This is a genomic window from Fibrobacter sp. UWB16, assembly GCF_900215325.1.
Taxonomy (GTDB): domain Bacteria; phylum Fibrobacterota; class Fibrobacteria; order Fibrobacterales; family Fibrobacteraceae; genus Fibrobacter.
Map to the genome: position 1 here is coordinate 970350 of NZ_OCMS01000001.1, position 15822 is coordinate 986171.

Annotated in this window: 10 protein-coding genes and 1 tRNA gene; 6 read left to right on the plus strand and 5 right to left on the minus strand. The window is 48.6% G+C overall.

Annotation, left to right across the window (positions count from 1 at the left end):
- Positions 1-31 precede the first annotated feature (31 nt).
- Both CRN95_RS04045 and CRN95_RS04050 read left to right on the plus strand, forming a co-directional pair.
- Positions 32-973 (plus strand): aldolase catalytic domain-containing protein, encoded by a 942-nt coding sequence (locus tag CRN95_RS04045; protein ID WP_014546686.1) that lies wholly within the window; start codon positions 32-34, stop codon positions 971-973.
- A 217-nt stretch (positions 974-1190) separates the two neighbouring features.
- The gene (locus CRN95_RS04050) at positions 1191-3476 is read left to right on the plus strand and encodes a fibro-slime domain-containing protein (protein WP_235002861.1); all 2286 of its coding nucleotides are present in this window, start codon (positions 1191-1193) and stop codon (positions 3474-3476) included.
- A 62-nt stretch (positions 3477-3538) separates the two neighbouring features.
- Here the strand turns inward: CRN95_RS04050 and CRN95_RS04055 are convergent, their stop codons facing one another.
- Positions 3539-4372, minus strand: a complete 834-nt coding sequence (locus CRN95_RS04055) for an aldo/keto reductase (RefSeq protein ID WP_088630582.1) — start codon at positions 4370-4372, stop codon at positions 3539-3541.
- A gap of 409 nt (positions 4373-4781) precedes the next feature.
- Positions 4782-5711 carry a cation diffusion facilitator family transporter gene (locus CRN95_RS04060; RefSeq protein WP_088630581.1) on the minus strand — a complete coding sequence of 310 codons (930 nt, stop codon included), beginning with the start codon at positions 5709-5711 and terminating at the stop codon, positions 4782-4784.
- Between the two features lie 93 nt (positions 5712-5804).
- Between CRN95_RS04060 and CRN95_RS04065 the strand changes: the two genes are divergently transcribed.
- Positions 5805-7097 carry an efflux RND transporter periplasmic adaptor subunit gene (locus CRN95_RS04065; protein WP_235002862.1) on the plus strand — a complete coding sequence of 431 codons (1293 nt, stop codon included), beginning with the start codon at positions 5805-5807 and terminating at the stop codon, positions 7095-7097.
- 110 nt (positions 7098-7207) lie between these two features.
- Here the strand turns inward: CRN95_RS04065 and CRN95_RS04070 are convergent, their stop codons facing one another.
- Positions 7208-8059, minus strand: a complete 852-nt coding sequence (locus CRN95_RS04070) for an A24 family peptidase (protein ID WP_097020144.1) — start codon at positions 8057-8059, stop codon at positions 7208-7210.
- 71 nt (positions 8060-8130) lie between these two features.
- Here CRN95_RS04070 and CRN95_RS04075 point away from each other — a divergent pair, with 71 nt between their 5' ends.
- The 3 genes from CRN95_RS04075 to CRN95_RS04085 all read left to right on the plus strand — a co-directional run bounded on the left by CRN95_RS04075 (position 8131) and on the right by CRN95_RS04085 (position 9354).
- Positions 8131-8592 carry a hypothetical protein gene (locus CRN95_RS04075; RefSeq protein ID WP_088630578.1) on the plus strand — a complete coding sequence of 154 codons (462 nt, stop codon included), beginning with the start codon at positions 8131-8133 and terminating at the stop codon, positions 8590-8592.
- A 94-nt stretch (positions 8593-8686) separates the two neighbouring features.
- Positions 8687-9190 (plus strand): hypothetical protein, encoded by a 504-nt coding sequence (locus CRN95_RS04080; protein ID WP_088630577.1) that lies wholly within the window; start codon positions 8687-8689, stop codon positions 9188-9190.
- Positions 9191-9280: 90 nt separating this feature from the next.
- Positions 9281-9354: transfer RNA gene (locus tag CRN95_RS04085), tRNA-Val, on the plus strand.
- A 212-nt stretch (positions 9355-9566) separates the two neighbouring features.
- Here the strand turns inward: CRN95_RS04085 and CRN95_RS04090 are convergent.
- Together CRN95_RS04090 and CRN95_RS04095 are read right to left on the minus strand one after the other, a co-directional pair.
- Positions 9567-11192 carry a DASS family sodium-coupled anion symporter gene (locus CRN95_RS04090; RefSeq protein WP_097020145.1) on the minus strand — a complete coding sequence of 542 codons (1626 nt, stop codon included), beginning with the start codon at positions 11190-11192 and terminating at the stop codon, positions 9567-9569.
- A 46-nt stretch (positions 11193-11238) separates the two neighbouring features.
- The gene (locus CRN95_RS04095; protein ID WP_097020146.1) at positions 11239-15807 is read right to left on the minus strand and encodes a T9SS type A sorting domain-containing protein; all 4569 of its coding nucleotides are present in this window, start codon (positions 15805-15807) and stop codon (positions 11239-11241) included.
- Positions 15808-15822: the final 15 nt, after the last annotated feature.

Consider the following 15822-nt stretch of genomic DNA (forward strand, 5'->3'; position numbering starts at 1 on the left):
CAACTTTAAACCAATAACCTGAGACACAAACATGTACTACGAAACAATTAAAGTTCTCGACTGCACCATCCGCGATGGCGGTCTCGTCAACAAGCACGATTTTTCTCTTGAATTCGTGCGTAGATTGTACACCCTTCTCACAGCAGCCGGCGTAGACTACATGGAAATGGGTTACAAGAACTCCCCGGAACTCTTCGACCCGAAGGAATACGGCCCGTGGAAGTTCTGCGATGACGATTTGCTCTGGAAGGTCAAGGACGGCATCGATTCCAAGATGAAGATGGCCGTGATGGCTGACGTGGGCCGCGTCAACATGGATGCCGTGAAGCCCGCTTCCGAAAGCCCGTACCAGATGTTCCGCGTGGCAAGCTACGTCAAGAACATCGACAAGGGTATCAGCATGGTAAACGCCTTCCACGACATGGGCTACGAAACGACGCTCAACATCATGGCTGTGAGCCGCGACCGCGGTCCGGAACTTGACGAAGCCCTCCACCAGGTCAACGAAGAATGCAAGGCCGACGTGCTTTACCTCGTCGACAGCTTCGGCGCCTTCTACCAGGAAGACATCGACAAGGAACTCGCCCGCTACAAAGGCATCGTGAAAAACAAGAAGTTCGGTTTCCACGGTCACAACAACCAGCAGCTCGCTTTCTCCAACACGATCCAGGCCATCATCAACCACGTCGACTACCTCGATGGCTCCGTGTCCGGCATGGGCCGCGGCGCAGGCAACTGCACCACTGAACTCCTCCTCGGCTTCCTCAAGAATCCGAAGTACGACCTCCGCCCGGTTCTCGACGCCATCCAGGAACTCTTCTTGCCGTTGCAGAGCAAGTACGAATGGGGTTACATCATCCCGCAGATGATCACGGGTATGCTCAACCGCCATCCGCAAGACGCTATTGCCGTCCGCAAGACCGAAGAAAAGGACATGTACCGTAAGTTCTACGAACACATGATCAACGACTAAAGTAAAATACATTGGCGACCCCGGAGTCCGGGGTGACACGAGTAAGAAATCCCGTTCAAACGAACGGGATTTTTTTATTCATCCACCATGATACACCAATAATACGTCAAAATTTCCTACAACATAAGAAAAAGAAAGAAAATCATTACGCTCATTTCATTCGAAAAACTTTATTATGTATTTTTTATTTAACTTCTACCAAAGGAGGAGAACTCAAATGAAACTCTTTAAGATTCTAGCAGCAACTGCTATTACTTTTGGCGCATCCAGCGTTTGGGCAGACTTGATTCGCGAAGATAGCACAGCATGCTCGCCGACCATACACCTAAAGGTCCCTGCAACCTGGATAAACGCATTCATCAGTTTAGGTGATACGGCTATCGCATTCCCTAAAGCAGATGCTAACGGATGGTCCACGATTTCACTTGCAGACAAAAGCATCACAAAAAACGCCACCAAGTTTTTCATCAACAATAACAGTGGCAGAAGTTGCTATAAGCACGCTTGCATATCCCCCGAAGGCATCTACAAATCTACGATTTACGAGTATTTCACTTGCTCCACCTTCAAAGAAGACAACGCCGAAGTCTGGATCCAGGAGCATCCCGATCCGAGCAAAAAGAATCAAATCTACATGACGTACAAAGAACCGGTCATCCACGACTTTTACGTCTTTGTTCCGAACAACCAATCCTGGCTTATCGGAAACCCCATTATCGAAGAAAACGGCAAGCCTCACGAAATGTACCCAGATCCATCTTACCTTGGATGGTACATCAGACGCTACATTGACGAAGAAATTCCAAGCAGCGTTCTCATCTACCACGAAGGTGACGAGGATAAGAAAGAAGCTATCGGCATGAAGGGCGATGGGGAAACAAAAGCAACTCCGATTCCTTTAGTTGATTTTTTTGAACTATTTTCAAGCGAACCCGATTACAGCAATGCTCTGTATTTTGTCGCAGACAAGGAAGAAGCGTCAAAACTTCCGGCTGGCAACGATGGATGGTATATAAAGCATCCGACTTCAGAAGGGTCTAACATGCGCGAGTTAATCGCTACGATTTACGATTCCGATGCGTCATTGCACGGAGCATTTTCGTGCGCACCGGGGTGGACCATGGAAAGAGAAAGGTCCGGCAAATCCAACTACAACGCCTGCTATTATCCGACCGCAAAATATTCAACGACATCAGTTGCAGACACCGTAGTTCCATGCATCGGCGTAACCACCGGCATGGTCGAATCATCGCTTGATGCCAAAACCAAAAAGTTGAAGTTGACCGCCAAAGGCCAAAAATGCTTCGGAGACCAAGCAGACGAAGCCTTCGCCGCACTCTTCACTGCTACTCCAGGCATAAATGAAAGCTACTATTTTGCCATTCCATTCTATAAGAACTACTACGGCAAGCTAGAATTCGACTCAGACTATCAACAAAGTAAAGGAGCCAAAGTCCCTGGCGGTTTCTATCCCGCTGAAGTTCCGCCAGATGATGACATGATGTTGTCCGAACGCTTGCCAGCCGCCGAGAGCAAGCGCAGAGCCGAAGGTCCCGTATTCTACTGTTCTGACCCCTCAAAAAATTCAAAAACACCCGATGGTCTACGCACAATTGACGCTACACAAAAAGTTCCAGCATACAAACTTATTTGCAATGGTCCCGGTTGGGACAAAGGCATTGATTGCGAAGGCATTTACATAAAAGGCGGGGAATTTGGCATGGGCAATTCACTGACTCCTTTGGGCACGGAAATCTCCGAAAAAATTGGAGTTTCCTGGATTGAAGATGGTTGGGGATGGTCCTGCGCCTATGACGCACCGATTGATTGGTTGCATTACAAAGATGGTACAGAAACTCCTGTATTACCGCAAGATCAATATGGTACTCCTCGCTGGATGTCTATAGAGCTACACAATGATTCTGCCGAGAGTGCAATCTTAACTACTGCTGGGCGCAACCATCACTTCTGCCTTGAATCGCACGCCACATTCAAATACAGAAAAGGGTTGAACTTTAGCATTGTCGGAAATGACGACATCTGGGTTTACATCAACAACAAATTAGCGGTCGATGTCGGCGGCGTCCATATTTCGGCCCCCGGCTATGTCGATGTAGACAAGTTCTTGCCAAGTGCAAAATTGGGCGATGTTTACGACATCGACATTTACTACTGCAACCGTCGCAATCCGACAAGCACATTGCAAATCGCGACAAACATGATTTTGGAACAATCCATAATCAGTCCTGATCCATACGCTATTGCAAGTCGCAGAACAAGCTCTGATTTCAGCCAATTCCGCGTTGCTAAAACAGGAACGCTTGAAATTGCAATCATCACAAGCAAGCAAAATGCGACCAGGCAATATGCGCTCATAGACATGAAAGGTCAGGTACTTTCAACAGGTTCGTTGAACAGCATCGAGACTCGCGTGAAAGTTCCAACATCAGGAACATATATCGTCAAGGTCGGGCATAATTACAAGAAAGTCAATGTGAGATAAAAAAAAGTCTGATTAGACCTTCATAACAAAAAGATCCCGCTCATTAGAGCGGGACCTTTTTGTTACAGTCCATCAATTTCCAAAAGCGCGGCCATGTCGTTCGAATTGATTTCGAAATCAAGCTTGGCGTTCTGCCGGATGCGTTCTTCGTGCACGGATTTTGGGATTGGCAAAAGCCCAAGTTGCAACACAAACCGGCTTGCAAGTTGCGGCACCGACACATGGTACCTCTCCGCCATGGCACAGACTTCAGGCACTTTCAAAAGGCGCCCCGTCGCATTGGGCGAATACGCTTCCACCAAAATTCCGACCTGTTCGCAGAAGTCAATGAGTTCCGTCGGCACATGTCCAATGTGAACGCGAACCTGATTCACCGCCGGCACCACACGTGCACCCGCCAGCAAATTGTTCAGGTCGTCGATATCAAAGTTCGAGACACCAATCGCACGAATTTTACCAGCCTCGTAAGCTTCTTCGAGAGCCTTCCAGACATCTACGTTTTCACGGTAATAATAGTTCCCGCCAGGAACGCCCATTTCGGCCCACGGACGGGGGGCATGTATTAGCATCATGTCAATATGATACGCATCCAAGCGGTCCATCGATTCTTGAATACAGCGCACCGTGTCGGCGTAATTCTTGACTTCGGCAGGGATTTTCGTGGTGATAAAGATGCTTTCGCGGTGGATTCCGGTCGATTTTAACGCCGCCTTAAGCCCCGCACCCACGCCCGCCTCGTTTTCGTAGGCGATTGCGGTATCGATATGGCGATAGCCCGCATCAATAGCTGTCGCAACAGCAGTTGCCGCCACATCATTTGGGGTTTGCCATGTTCCCAAAGCAATTTTCGGGATTCGCTGCCCGTTATTCAGCTTGTAAAATTCGTCGAGTACCATAATCAAACCTCGCTACTTGCACCAAATTAATATAAATAGAAACACGATTCCAGCGAGGCAGAATCGCCAAAGTCCTAATACCACATTGGAATATTTACTGGTGTGAAAAGGGATATGGGCTTACGCCCAAAGCCTTTTTAATTTAAAATGAGCTTCATGCGGGCGGGGCCCCATACTTAATCCCATCCTGGCGCAAGCGCCAACCTTACGGCTCAGCAATGGGGCTGCAAGCAGCCCCGCTGCGTTCGCCTTTTAAGGTTGTGGCCGACGCTTTATTCTCTCGACGAACATTTATACATTCATTTAAAAACAATACGACGCAATAACCATAGTTACTTGAAATGTTTACGTAGAAACTTCTAGTAACTACCAACTATTAACTAGTAACTGTGCCGAAGGCACTAAATAACTATTTCTCTATAGTCTTGATTTCGCCCTGAGCGGCGCGATTGGCGTTGTAGGGGTCTATGTGCACAAGCGCATCGACGACGTTTTCGTTCGAATCGATGAGCAGCTGTTCGACCTCTTCGGCAACATCATGAGCATCTTTCAGCGTCATCTGGTCATCGACCACGATATGCACGTCCACATGCAGGTCACTCCCGACGTAGCGGGAACGGAGCCCATGCAAACTGATGACCTTCGGGTGCGAAAGCGCCACGCTTCGAAGCTTGCCCAGGACATCGGGGTTTGCGCCACGGTCTACAAGCTGCCGAAGCCCCGGAGCCGCAATTTCAATCGCTGAATGAATCACGAAAAACGCAACGACAAGCGCACCGACAGAATCCGCAAACCAAAGCTGCGGGAGCAAAATGGCAAAAACGACTGCTACGAGCACAGGAATCGAGCTAAAAGAGTCGCTACGGTGGTGCCAAGCATTTGCCTCAAGCACCTGGCTGCGGATTTTTCGCCCGGCATTTCGCGTATAGCGGAAGAGAATTTCTTTTACGACAATGGAAGCAAAAGCCATCACCGCAACGGACGTTTCCGGGTGCGATGCCTCACCCGCCAACAGCGCAAGGACGGCCTTATATCCAATGCCAATACCCACGGCAGCAACGGCAAGGCCAATGCCAATCGTAATAAGCGTTTCAAATCGCCTATGCCCGTAAGGGTGCTCGGCATCCGGTGGCGAGTTCCAAAAGTGACTGCCAACAATCACGGCGACATCGGTCACAAAATCAGATGCACTATGGATAGCATCTGCAACGAGCGCCTGGGAGTTCCCCACCACACCCACAACAAACTTGGCAACAGAGAGCGCGGCGTTCCAGCCAAGCCCCACCCAAGTCACTTTGCGGACTTCTGCACTATCGTCTTTTTTGCGTACGCGAGTCATGACCTTTAAGCTAGAAAATTTGCAACCTTACGTGCTCCCAAATCATCAAAATTGCTGTAATAAAAAATCAATGTTACTATTTTTCTAATGCTTATGAAAAAACTCTTGAAAATCATCATCGTTATCGCCGTTTTGGCAGGGGTCGCCCTCGGCGTCAAGTCATTCTTCTTTAACGGAGATGCCACAAGCCAGGCTGGCGCCCTCATCAGCACCAAGGTGGTGACAGACACCATCAAGACAACAATCTCGGCAACGGGTTCGTTAGAGCCGGTAGACCAGGTGGAAGTCGGTACGCAGGTTTCTGGCGATATCGCCAAGATTAACGTTGATTTCAATTCCAAGGTCAAGAAAGGCCAAGTCATTGCCGAACTTGACAAATCCAAGTTGCAGTCGACTTTAAAGCAGACGACAATCTCTTACAAGAGCGCCGAAAACGACTTGAATTACAAACAAAGCACATACGACCGCATCAAGAAGCTCGCCGAAAGCAAGAGCGCAAGTGCGGTCGAACTGGAACAGGCTGAGTACAACCTAAACGCAGCAAAGCTCGCCGTGGAACAGCGCAAGAACGAAGTCGCCCAGGCAAAACTGAATTTGAGCTACGCCACCATCAAGAGCCCGATTGACGGCGTTGTGCTGAAACGAGCGGTGGATGTCGGCCAAACCGTTGCCGCCTCCATGAGCACGCCGACATTGTTCGTCATCGCAAAGGATTTGAGCCAGATGAAAGTCATGGCCGCCGTAGACGAAGCTGACATTGGTCAAGTGAAGCAAGGCCAGCGAGTCACGTTCACGGTCGATGCCTTCCAGAACGAAACGTTTAACGGAACCGTGCAAGAAGTTCGACTGAACCCGACGACCACGAGCAACGTGGTAACTTATACCGTCGTGATTACCGCAGAGAATCCGGAACAGAAGCTCTTGCCGGGCATGACCGCCACCTGCACCATTGTCACGCAAGAAATTACGGACGCCATTACGATTCCGGTCAAGGCGCTCAAGTTTACACCTGCAGCAGGAACCCCGATGATGGATCCGAAAGATATGCCACGTCCGGAACGTCCGAAGACTGCCGAAGCTGGCGACAACTTCCCGCCCCCGCCTCCTGGCATGGGACCGGGTGGTGCTCCAAGCACAGGCGCCAAGAAAAAGCACAAGAAGCCAAAACTTGAAGGCGACCACGTGTGGATCAGCATTAATGGCAAAGCCGCTCCGCGTCGCGTAAAGATTGGTCTTAGCGATGGCGTGAACGTCCAGATTCTCAAGGGACTGAGCGTCGGAGATTCCGTGGTCACAAGTCAAGAAACGGTTTCGGCAAAGGGTTCAAGCGAACCAAACGCCAAAAGCCCCTTCATGCCGCAGAGACCCGGGAAAAAGAAAAAATAATTAGCAAGACGTCATTCTTCGTCCGTTAGGACGAAGAATCCAGTTATTTCTAGCGAATAATTTTACTGGATCCTTCACGCTTCGCGTTCAGGATGACGTGCTAATACTCATTACTCTAGAACGTACTTTAAATAAGCGTCCAAAAGCGTTGAGCCCCAGAGATAAATAATCGGGGCAGCAATGGCGAGGAACGGTCCGAAAGGAATTTGCCCGGCTTCCTCGCTATTCTTATTTTGGGCCGCTTTTTTCGCAGCAAGCATCCCGTACGGGACCATCACCACAATGCCAAGCAGAGCAGCCACTAAAAGCGTTTCCACAGCGCCCGTCACGCCCATAAGCGCACCATAGCCAGCCAACAGCTTGACATCACCAAAACCCATTGCATCTTTCTTGAGCACTTTTGTTGCAATCCAGCCGAGCAGATAAAGCCCGCCGCCAGCAACAACAGCCCCAATCAAGCTCTGGAGAGGCGTTATGCCACCCGGCACGAGCGAAATCAATAAACCAGCGACAATCCCGCCGACCGAGATAGAATCGGGAATCAGCTTGTACTTGCAGTCAACAGCACAAACGGGGTAAGCACCAAGCAAAAGCCAGAACAACGCCGCGGCATCGGCCCAAACCTCAGGCGACAAGACCGGTCGAGAAAAATCCGTCCCAAAGCCTGCCGCCGCATAAAGCGCAAGCGCCCCGAGCAAGCCGCAAAGGCCTTCGCCAATCGGGTAAATGATGCTAATCGGCTGTTTGCAGCAAGCGCTTTTGCCACGTAGCCAGAGCCAGCCCACAATCGGCAAATTGTAGCGGATCGGGATCCTCTTTTTGCAAAGCGGGCAGTGCGAAGGCGGGTTGATCAGGGAAATTCCGCGCGGCATACGGTAAACAATGACGTTATAGAAGCTCCCGACGCAGGCGCCAAGGCCAAAAAACACAATTAACCAGTACCAAAGTGGAATTTCTTGCATAAAATCCTCGTCTTTTTCGGAATATAATTATAATTTAGTTAAACATTTATCTAATACTTGGAGACCCCATAATGAATATTGAAATTGCTGCTATCTGTGATGCCGCCACTGCTAACGATGCCGGTGGCCGTTTGAACATCCTTGGAGCATTTGACCGAATTTTCGCTAAGTTCCCGCTTGTGATTCCGCAGTGTTCTGCCGCATTCCGCCTGCGCTACCAGCGTTCCGAAGCAGGCACACACCAGCTGAGCCTCTCGATTGAAGACGTTGTTGGACATGCCATTGTTCCGCCGATGCAGTCCGAAATCGACCTTATGCCGGTCGTCCAGGGTTTTGACACCGCAGCCGTGAACATGGTCCTGAACATGCAGCGTTTGCAGTTCAAGCGTCCGGACAAGTACATTGTGCGACTCGTCGTCGATAACGAAGAACTTGCAGCACTCCCGCTGTACATTCTCGAAGACCCGCGCCTCGCCCAGCAGAACCAGCAACCGCCTCAAGCTGACGAAAACAGCGTTGACGGTCGAGCATAAGACTAGACAAGAAACTAGAGAACGCCGGGTATCTAAGCCCGGCGTTTTTTCTATTTTAAAACTTAACTGGATTCCCATTATTCATCTTAACAAAATGCTCTCGAGTTCTTTTAAATTTTTCGTTCCGTTCATCGTTGCAAGCCTCACGGCCTGTAGTGGCATCAACGACAGCTGGGAAGTCAAAGGTGGCGGATTTATCAAGTACAGCATCAATGACAGTACCGAAATAAATCAGGAACTCGAAAGGAACGATGTCGAGATTCCGTTTATACGCAACCAGCACCATTATCTGCTCATAACGATTCCCGCAAAGCGAAGTTCTCGTCACGACCAGCTGAGCATTATGATAAACGACCCCAGACTTGGCAAAAACAGCGTAATACCGGGCTACACCTGGATTCAAGTCAACGGTTCGCCCAAAGCATATATCAAGGGCGATAGCAATTACGTGAATATCGACCAAAAAGATAACGCAAAGTGGACAGCGACCATAAACCTGCATTTCGAGGATTGCAGAAACGACAAATGCAACGACAGCCTCCCTCCAATCCTGTTCAAAGGCCGTATGCATTACTGGATTGCCGAAGAAGACCAATAACAGGCAAACTTCTTTAAATTTTTTTTGAATTTTATCGCCCACCACCCTTGACAAGCGCTCAATCTTTTTCTAATATTGGGCTACCTTAATGGTCGATTAGCTCAGTTGGTTAGAGCGCTACCTTGACATGGTAGAGGTCACAGATTCGAGTTCTGTATCGACCACTGAAAAAGCCTCGCAGAAATGCGGGGCTCTTTTTTTTTGTTTTCGCCACCTCGCCCCTCGCAAAGGCGAAAAAAAGCGCGAGGGCAAGACGCGCAGGCGATAAAAAAAGCGCGATTTCTAAAAACAAAAAGGCTCGGGGGTTACCCGAGCGATTTTCGTTAATGGCCCCCCGGCAGTCTCAGCGACCTGGAAGCCGGGGTGACATTTTCAATTACTTAGCAGCAGCGGAATCCGTGACCACGACCTTAGCAGCAGAGTCAGCCGGAATGGCGACGGCAGCGCTATCAGCAGCCGGTTCAGCGATTGTTTCAGCCGGAGCAGCAACTTCGGCAGGCTTTGCATAAACAGGTGCGGCAGGTGCCGGAGCGGCGGCAGCAGCCGGAGCAGCGGCAGCTTCAGCCGGATCTTCGAAGAAGTTGACCTTGGAAAGGCCGAACATCATGATCCAGGAGAGCACGAGACCGCCGATACCCATCACGATACCCGTGATAGCCATGCCACGCGTATCCGTGTATCCCGTAGCGTGAGCAAGTGCGTTAGGCGGCGTAGAAATCGGGAGGCACATACCAAGGGAGCTTGCGAATGCGACAGCGACCATCAAGGAGGTCACGCCACCGAGCGGAGCGAGGTTTTCCTTGCAGCTCACAGCCACGACGATGAAGATCGGGACAAGCAAGCTAGCAGTGGAGGTGTGGCTCATGAAGTTTGCCATGAAGAGGCAGATGAAGCCGCAACCGACCATGAGAACGACCGGAGACCAGGTGTTGAACGGAATAGCGTTGATGAGGTCCTTTGCAAGACCCGTCTGCTGCAAACCGAGACCAAGAGCAAAACCACCAGCCACGAGCCAGAGAACGTCCCAGCTCATTTCGTTGAGGTCCTTCTTATTAATCACGCCCGTCAAAGCAAACACAGCCATCGGGATCATAGCAATCACGTTGTCGTTGAGGCCATGGACATTCTTACCGGTCACCCACAAAAGTACGCAAACAGCGAAGGTGATGTAAACGATGATAGCGCGCGGACTCTTGTCAAAACCTTCAGCACCTTCGATATCGAGGTTCATTTCCTTCATCTTGATCGGATAGAGCTTGAGAAGCAAGAACCAAGCAAGAATCATCATAACAATCACATACGGAACACCGAATTCCATCCACTGGCCAAACGAGATGTTGAAGCCGCTGGACTGGAGAGCGCCAAGAGCGATGGCGTTAGGAGGCGTACCGATCGGAGTACCCATACCACCGATGTTAGCACCGAGCGGGATGGCAAGGGCAAAAGCAGCTTTACCGCGGTCGTTGGCATCAAAGAGCTTGAGCACCGGGCCGAGGATAGCGAGCATCATAGCAGCAGTAGCGGTGTTGCTCATGAACATGGAGAACACAGCGGTAATAATCATGAGGCCAAGGAGCACCCACTTCGGATCCTTACCAAACGGCTTGAGGAGCACGCGGGCAAGGTTCTTGTCCATGTTGTACTTGCAAGCGGCAGAGGCAAGGAAGAAGCCACCCAAGAAGAGCATGATGATCGGGTTGGCAAACGTTGCCATGATGTCCTTGAACTTGAGCGGTTCAACACCTTCCACGCGGAACGGGATAAGAGCCGAGTTCGAAAGCGTGAGAATCATCAACACGATGACGAACATGGAGGTGGACCAGATTGGGAACGGTTGAAGGATCCAGAAAAGGGCAGCCATCACAAAGATTGCGATGACGCGAATTTCGAGAGTGTTCAACGCGTGGTCACCAACGAAGCCGAGGGCTTCGTACGGGACGAAGAGGGCAGCGATGGCGAGCACCGATGCAATGATTAGTTTGATGAGTTTAGCTTTTGTCATAACGAGCGCAAATTTAGTAATTAAACTTGCGCTCGGCTAGACTGATTTATCGAACCATAACGCGGGTGACGGCACTAAGGCTTCCGACCTTGACCTTCACGAAGTAGACACCCTGCTTGGGCTTTTTCATGGAGATGGCGTTCGAGCCTTCGCGGGCAATTGCCCTATCCGTTGCAACGATTCGACCATCGATTCCCACAACGGAGACCTTCACATTCGCACCAGCGAGCTTGGAGGCGGCATCGAAACCGACATTCAGCACGTTAGACATCTGACCGACGTGCAATCCCTTGAGGAGATTCTTCGCCACGTTAGCAGCTACTGCACTCTTGGTCACTCGAACAGAGACATTCTTAGCCTTAGAAGCAAGCTTGACGTCCACCGGGCTGTCCTTCACGACTTCGACCGTTTCGTTATCGACCGTCGCATACACGCGCAAGCCCTTCGCCCAAACGCTTTCGAGACCTTCAAAGTTCAAATGGCCATCACGAGTGCTCGTTGCGCTCACTTCGAGATCCCATTCGAGGTCGTCGGCATTCTGCTTCACGCTCTTGGCAAGTCGCTTTTTGCCATCGACAATGGAGAGGTTTACGCGGTCGCCCATACCGGCAGGCGGTTCACCCAGAGACGAAGCAGCCTTCCCTGCAGCAAGTTCATTCCAGGAATCGCGCTTGCCATTATTATCAGAAAGGACGACGCGGAGATTCCAGTTTTCAGAATCGGCGCTCTTGCTCAAAGCCTTCTTTTCTTCTTCAAGAACAATTGCGGCCTTCAACGGAATGCGATACGTCATAGGCTTTTCGGTATGAACCCAGATAGCCTCATATGGTCCAAGGACATCAGGTTCCTCATAATCGCTGGATTCAGCATTCCACTGGCAGAACCGAAGTTTCTTTTCTTTCGGGAGCTTCACATACCAGCCATACGGATTAGCCACGAGGTTCCAGCCAGAATACTTATTTTCAAGTTTCCAGACGATAGCATCGTTCGTATCTGGAGTCTGCAAGCTCATCACCAGCGGCTCGTTATCAACGGAGCCGTACCAGTAACCGCGAGTAGAATCGAACTTATCCTTCACACTGAACTTGCGGTATTGCCAGAAATCGCCAACCGGGTTCGATTCATCCCACCAATAAACAGAAGTGGTTGCAACCGAATTATCCCCATCACGATGGCGGGCAAAAAGCTTTTCCACCTGATTCACGCAATCATCGCCATCATTTTGGCAAAGGGCATACAGCGAAAGCGTCTGCCAAGCGTGCGGAATATAAGTCTTTTCTTTTTCCGTGACGAACTTTTTATCATAGCTGACAGAATCAACGCCATCCGTAAGCGTGAAGGTTACTGTATATTCACCTACTGGCGACGGATCAAGGCGCCAAGTGCCGTTCTTGACATTTTCAACGGATTTTCCATTAACAACGGTATCGAGGTACACGCCAGTTTCAGAGACAACCTGAATATGGTAATCCACCTTTTCAAATTTGCCAGCGGTTGTTGCATCAACCAAAGTCATGCGAAGCGCATTGCCATCCTGTTTCGCAGTCGGTTCTGCAATTTCATAGATATAGTTACTAGAGCTAGAGCGACTACCCTTGCTTGAACTCGATTTTACACTAGAACTGCTGCTAGATTTTATCGTTTCACTTGAAGAAGATGATGACTTCCCGTTTATGGATGACGAAGAGTAATCGTTCCTAGATGACGAAGAAGATGCGATATCCGAAGAAGAGGATGAACCGTATTCTGACGACGAGGAGTTTGCAATACTGCTTGAAGAACCCTCGTTACTAGAACTCGAGGTTCCATTATTTGCACTGGAACTAGACGAACTATTCCCATTGCCTGCACTTGAAGAGCTCGAAGAATTGCCAACACTGCTGCTCGATTCGCCTCCGTTCCAAGATGACGAGGAGGATTCACCCCAAGACGACGAAGAAGTCACATTCGAAGAAGAGGATGAACCGTATTCAGACGAGGAGGAATTTTCGAAACTGCTAGAAGATTCTTCGTTGCTGGAACTGGAAACACCATTGTTCGCAGAACTCGAAGAGCTAGAAGTATTTCCGGAGCTTGAACTGGAATTGCCCACATCCCCAGGATCAACCAGGGTCGGAAAATCGTTTTTATACACCCAGACCTGGTCTCCAGTATCCGTCCACGCACTGTTCAAGAAATCTGCAAAACTTTGAGATTGCATGTAATTCATAGTAACAATGCCATTCTTAACGGACCCATTTGCTCCACTTTGCAAATCTTCTTCAAAGCCATCGCGAACATTGTTCTTAGCAACAAACTTATTGAAACCTTTTTCATTAAAATACTTAATATCTCTAAATGTACCATAATCATCGAAATAACCGATTGCACCAATAGTATCGGCTCCATAATGATAGTTCGATATCATTATCGGCTCATTACCCAGTCCGTTACCATACATATAGCCAAAAAGATAGCCTGCATGTCCCTTTTCACCATTAAACTTATCAGCAATCGTCCCGATATGATAGTTATTTTTCACAATCATTTCTGCTGGAGCACGAACGTTCGCTTCGCCAACGAGTCCACCGACATAGAAATCTTTTTGCGGGGGCGTCGACACGGCATAAGTTCCCGTAAACGAACCGCGAACAGAGCTACGACTAATTAATTCTGGTGTACGGCATATTCCACAAAGTCCACCAATCGATGAAGACGTATTTTCAGAGGCAACATTTTCCCCTTTATACGATACAACCGATCCACCCAAAAAATCTACATGGACATTCTCAAAATCAATTTTGGGTTCCCCAGATAAAATCAGAGGATATTCGCCTACAATGCCACCTGCACGAGCCGTAATACCGTCATCTTCGATATAAATAGAGCTTTTATAAGATAAGCCGGACAATCGAACTTTATTGATTGTATTACGGTTGAACTTGCTCACGGCGCCAAAAACGCCACCCACAATCACAGAATCAGCATCCGTCAAACCTGACGCCCTTTTGGCGATGTAGTTAATCGTAACTTCCGAACTATCCCCTGCAGTGCTGTTTTCTTCAAGAGAAACAATTGCATTTCCGACAAGGCCGCCAATCACAGCTGACGCGCGTGCTTTCGGTTTTGTATCCTCTTCAGAAGAGCCTCCCTGCAGCACAATTTTTCCATGCGCTTTAGATGCAGTAAGCGTCAAGAACAAGTCATCTCGATTTCCTGAATTATTCACATTTTCACAAGCGGCAAACCCAGCAATACCACCCATATAATATTGGAAGGCGCCATTTTCAGACAAAGATTCTATGATATTTAAATTTTTTACTTCTGTTTCTGTAATTTTCAAGATACCGCCATTACAAATATTTGCATTTCCGATAACACCTCCGAAATACATCGGCTTTGCAACTGTAGCATCATCAACTAGCGCCATGCTTTGTGCTATATTCAGCCCAGTCACTGCAATTTTGTCCACCTCGAGGCCATAAACCTTCGACGCGTATATTTCATACCTCTTGGTAGCACCAAACACACCGCCCATAGCGACACCGCCAGAAACAACAAGCTTATTTTCACTAGAGGCTTCGTGGATTTTGATATTTTTGATTTCTGAATTTTTAGGATTCGTACCACTGAAAGTTTGTTTCGTGGGTGCGTAAACATAGAGACCGACGAGTCCGCCCAAAGAAGACTGATTTACAGCCGCCTTATTTTCCACTTGAACTGCAATGCCGACATTCTCGATATCCACAAAGAAAGCAGCACCAGCAAGACCGCCCAAAAGCACTTTGTAGGGACTAAATACAGAAAAATTCACCCCCGATACCGTAACCGAGCTTCCGATATAGCCAGTTTCAATTTGACGTTCATTCGAAATCTGGATAAACGAATCGTCAATAGTCGAAACACCGGAAACAGTCGAATTTTCAATATACCCCGCCAAACCACCGGCTAGAGGAGCTTGAATAACAATATTCTTTAATTGAATATTGTACACTTCACTTTTAGAAATCTGATAAGCAAGAGCACCTACCGCATGGTAATCGCCTGCATCCGTTGATGCAGGATTTCCATTCGCATATTTATCAGAAACAATAAAATGAACATTGGAAATCTTTAAGTTTTTTACGATTTTTCCAGATATATCCCCAAATAAACCAACACCTGCAGGCGACTGACTAGAAGCCTTTCTCATGGTCCCTTTGTCAACACGACAAAGGTTCGAAATCGTTTTGTTTTTTCCATCAAAAGTAAGGCCAGAGAAGGGCAAAAAAGCATGATTTTCCGAACATTTTCCATCCACACCAAGAGTCTGGCCAAAGTCAATATCCGTAAGAAGATAAAGATCTGTAGCTTGGTATTGGGAGGCATTCGCCGATGCTGCCACCCATTTCCCGTTAATCACATTATAAAACGCTCCGCGAACAGGGAGCGCCGCTTTTATTTCTTCGGATTTGACACAAGTACCGTAATTAGTAGAATTTCCGGTTTTACAATTTTGATTGTATTGACCTAGATAAAGGGCATTATCCTTATAGTAAAGGTTCAGATATTTTTTTGCAGGACCAGCCGGCTGAGCCCAAACGGCCATCGGGATGGTCAAACCTAAACCAAGCAGTAGACGAGTTAAATAATTCATTCAAGCCCTCTAATT

Excerpts from the sequence above, each read along its gene's own strand:
- CRN95_RS04045 (WP_014546686.1), top strand. The coding sequence starts at position 32 with ATGTACTACGAAACAATTAAAGTTCTCGACTGCACCATCCGCGATGGC.
- CRN95_RS04095 (WP_097020146.1), bottom strand. The coding sequence starts at position 15,807 with ATGAATTATTTAACTCGTCTACTGCTTGGTTTAGGTTTGACCATCCCG.
- CRN95_RS04080 (WP_088630577.1), top strand. The coding sequence starts at position 8,687 with ATGCTCTCGAGTTCTTTTAAATTTTTCGTTCCGTTCATCGTTGCAAGC.
- CRN95_RS04055 (WP_088630582.1), bottom strand. The coding sequence starts at position 4,372 with ATGGTACTCGACGAATTTTACAAGCTGAATAACGGGCAGCGAATCCCG.
- CRN95_RS04075 (WP_088630578.1), top strand. The coding sequence starts at position 8,131 with ATGAATATTGAAATTGCTGCTATCTGTGATGCCGCCACTGCTAACGAT.
- CRN95_RS04070 (WP_097020144.1), bottom strand. The coding sequence starts at position 8,059 with ATGCAAGAAATTCCACTTTGGTACTGGTTAATTGTGTTTTTTGGCCTT.
- CRN95_RS04060 (WP_088630581.1), bottom strand. The coding sequence starts at position 5,711 with ATGACTCGCGTACGCAAAAAAGACGATAGTGCAGAAGTCCGCAAAGTG.
- CRN95_RS04090 (WP_097020145.1), bottom strand. The coding sequence starts at position 11,192 with ATGACAAAAGCTAAACTCATCAAACTAATCATTGCATCGGTGCTCGCC.
- CRN95_RS04050 (WP_235002861.1), top strand. The coding sequence starts at position 1,191 with ATGAAACTCTTTAAGATTCTAGCAGCAACTGCTATTACTTTTGGCGCA.
- CRN95_RS04065 (WP_235002862.1), top strand. The coding sequence starts at position 5,805 with ATGAAAAAACTCTTGAAAATCATCATCGTTATCGCCGTTTTGGCAGGG.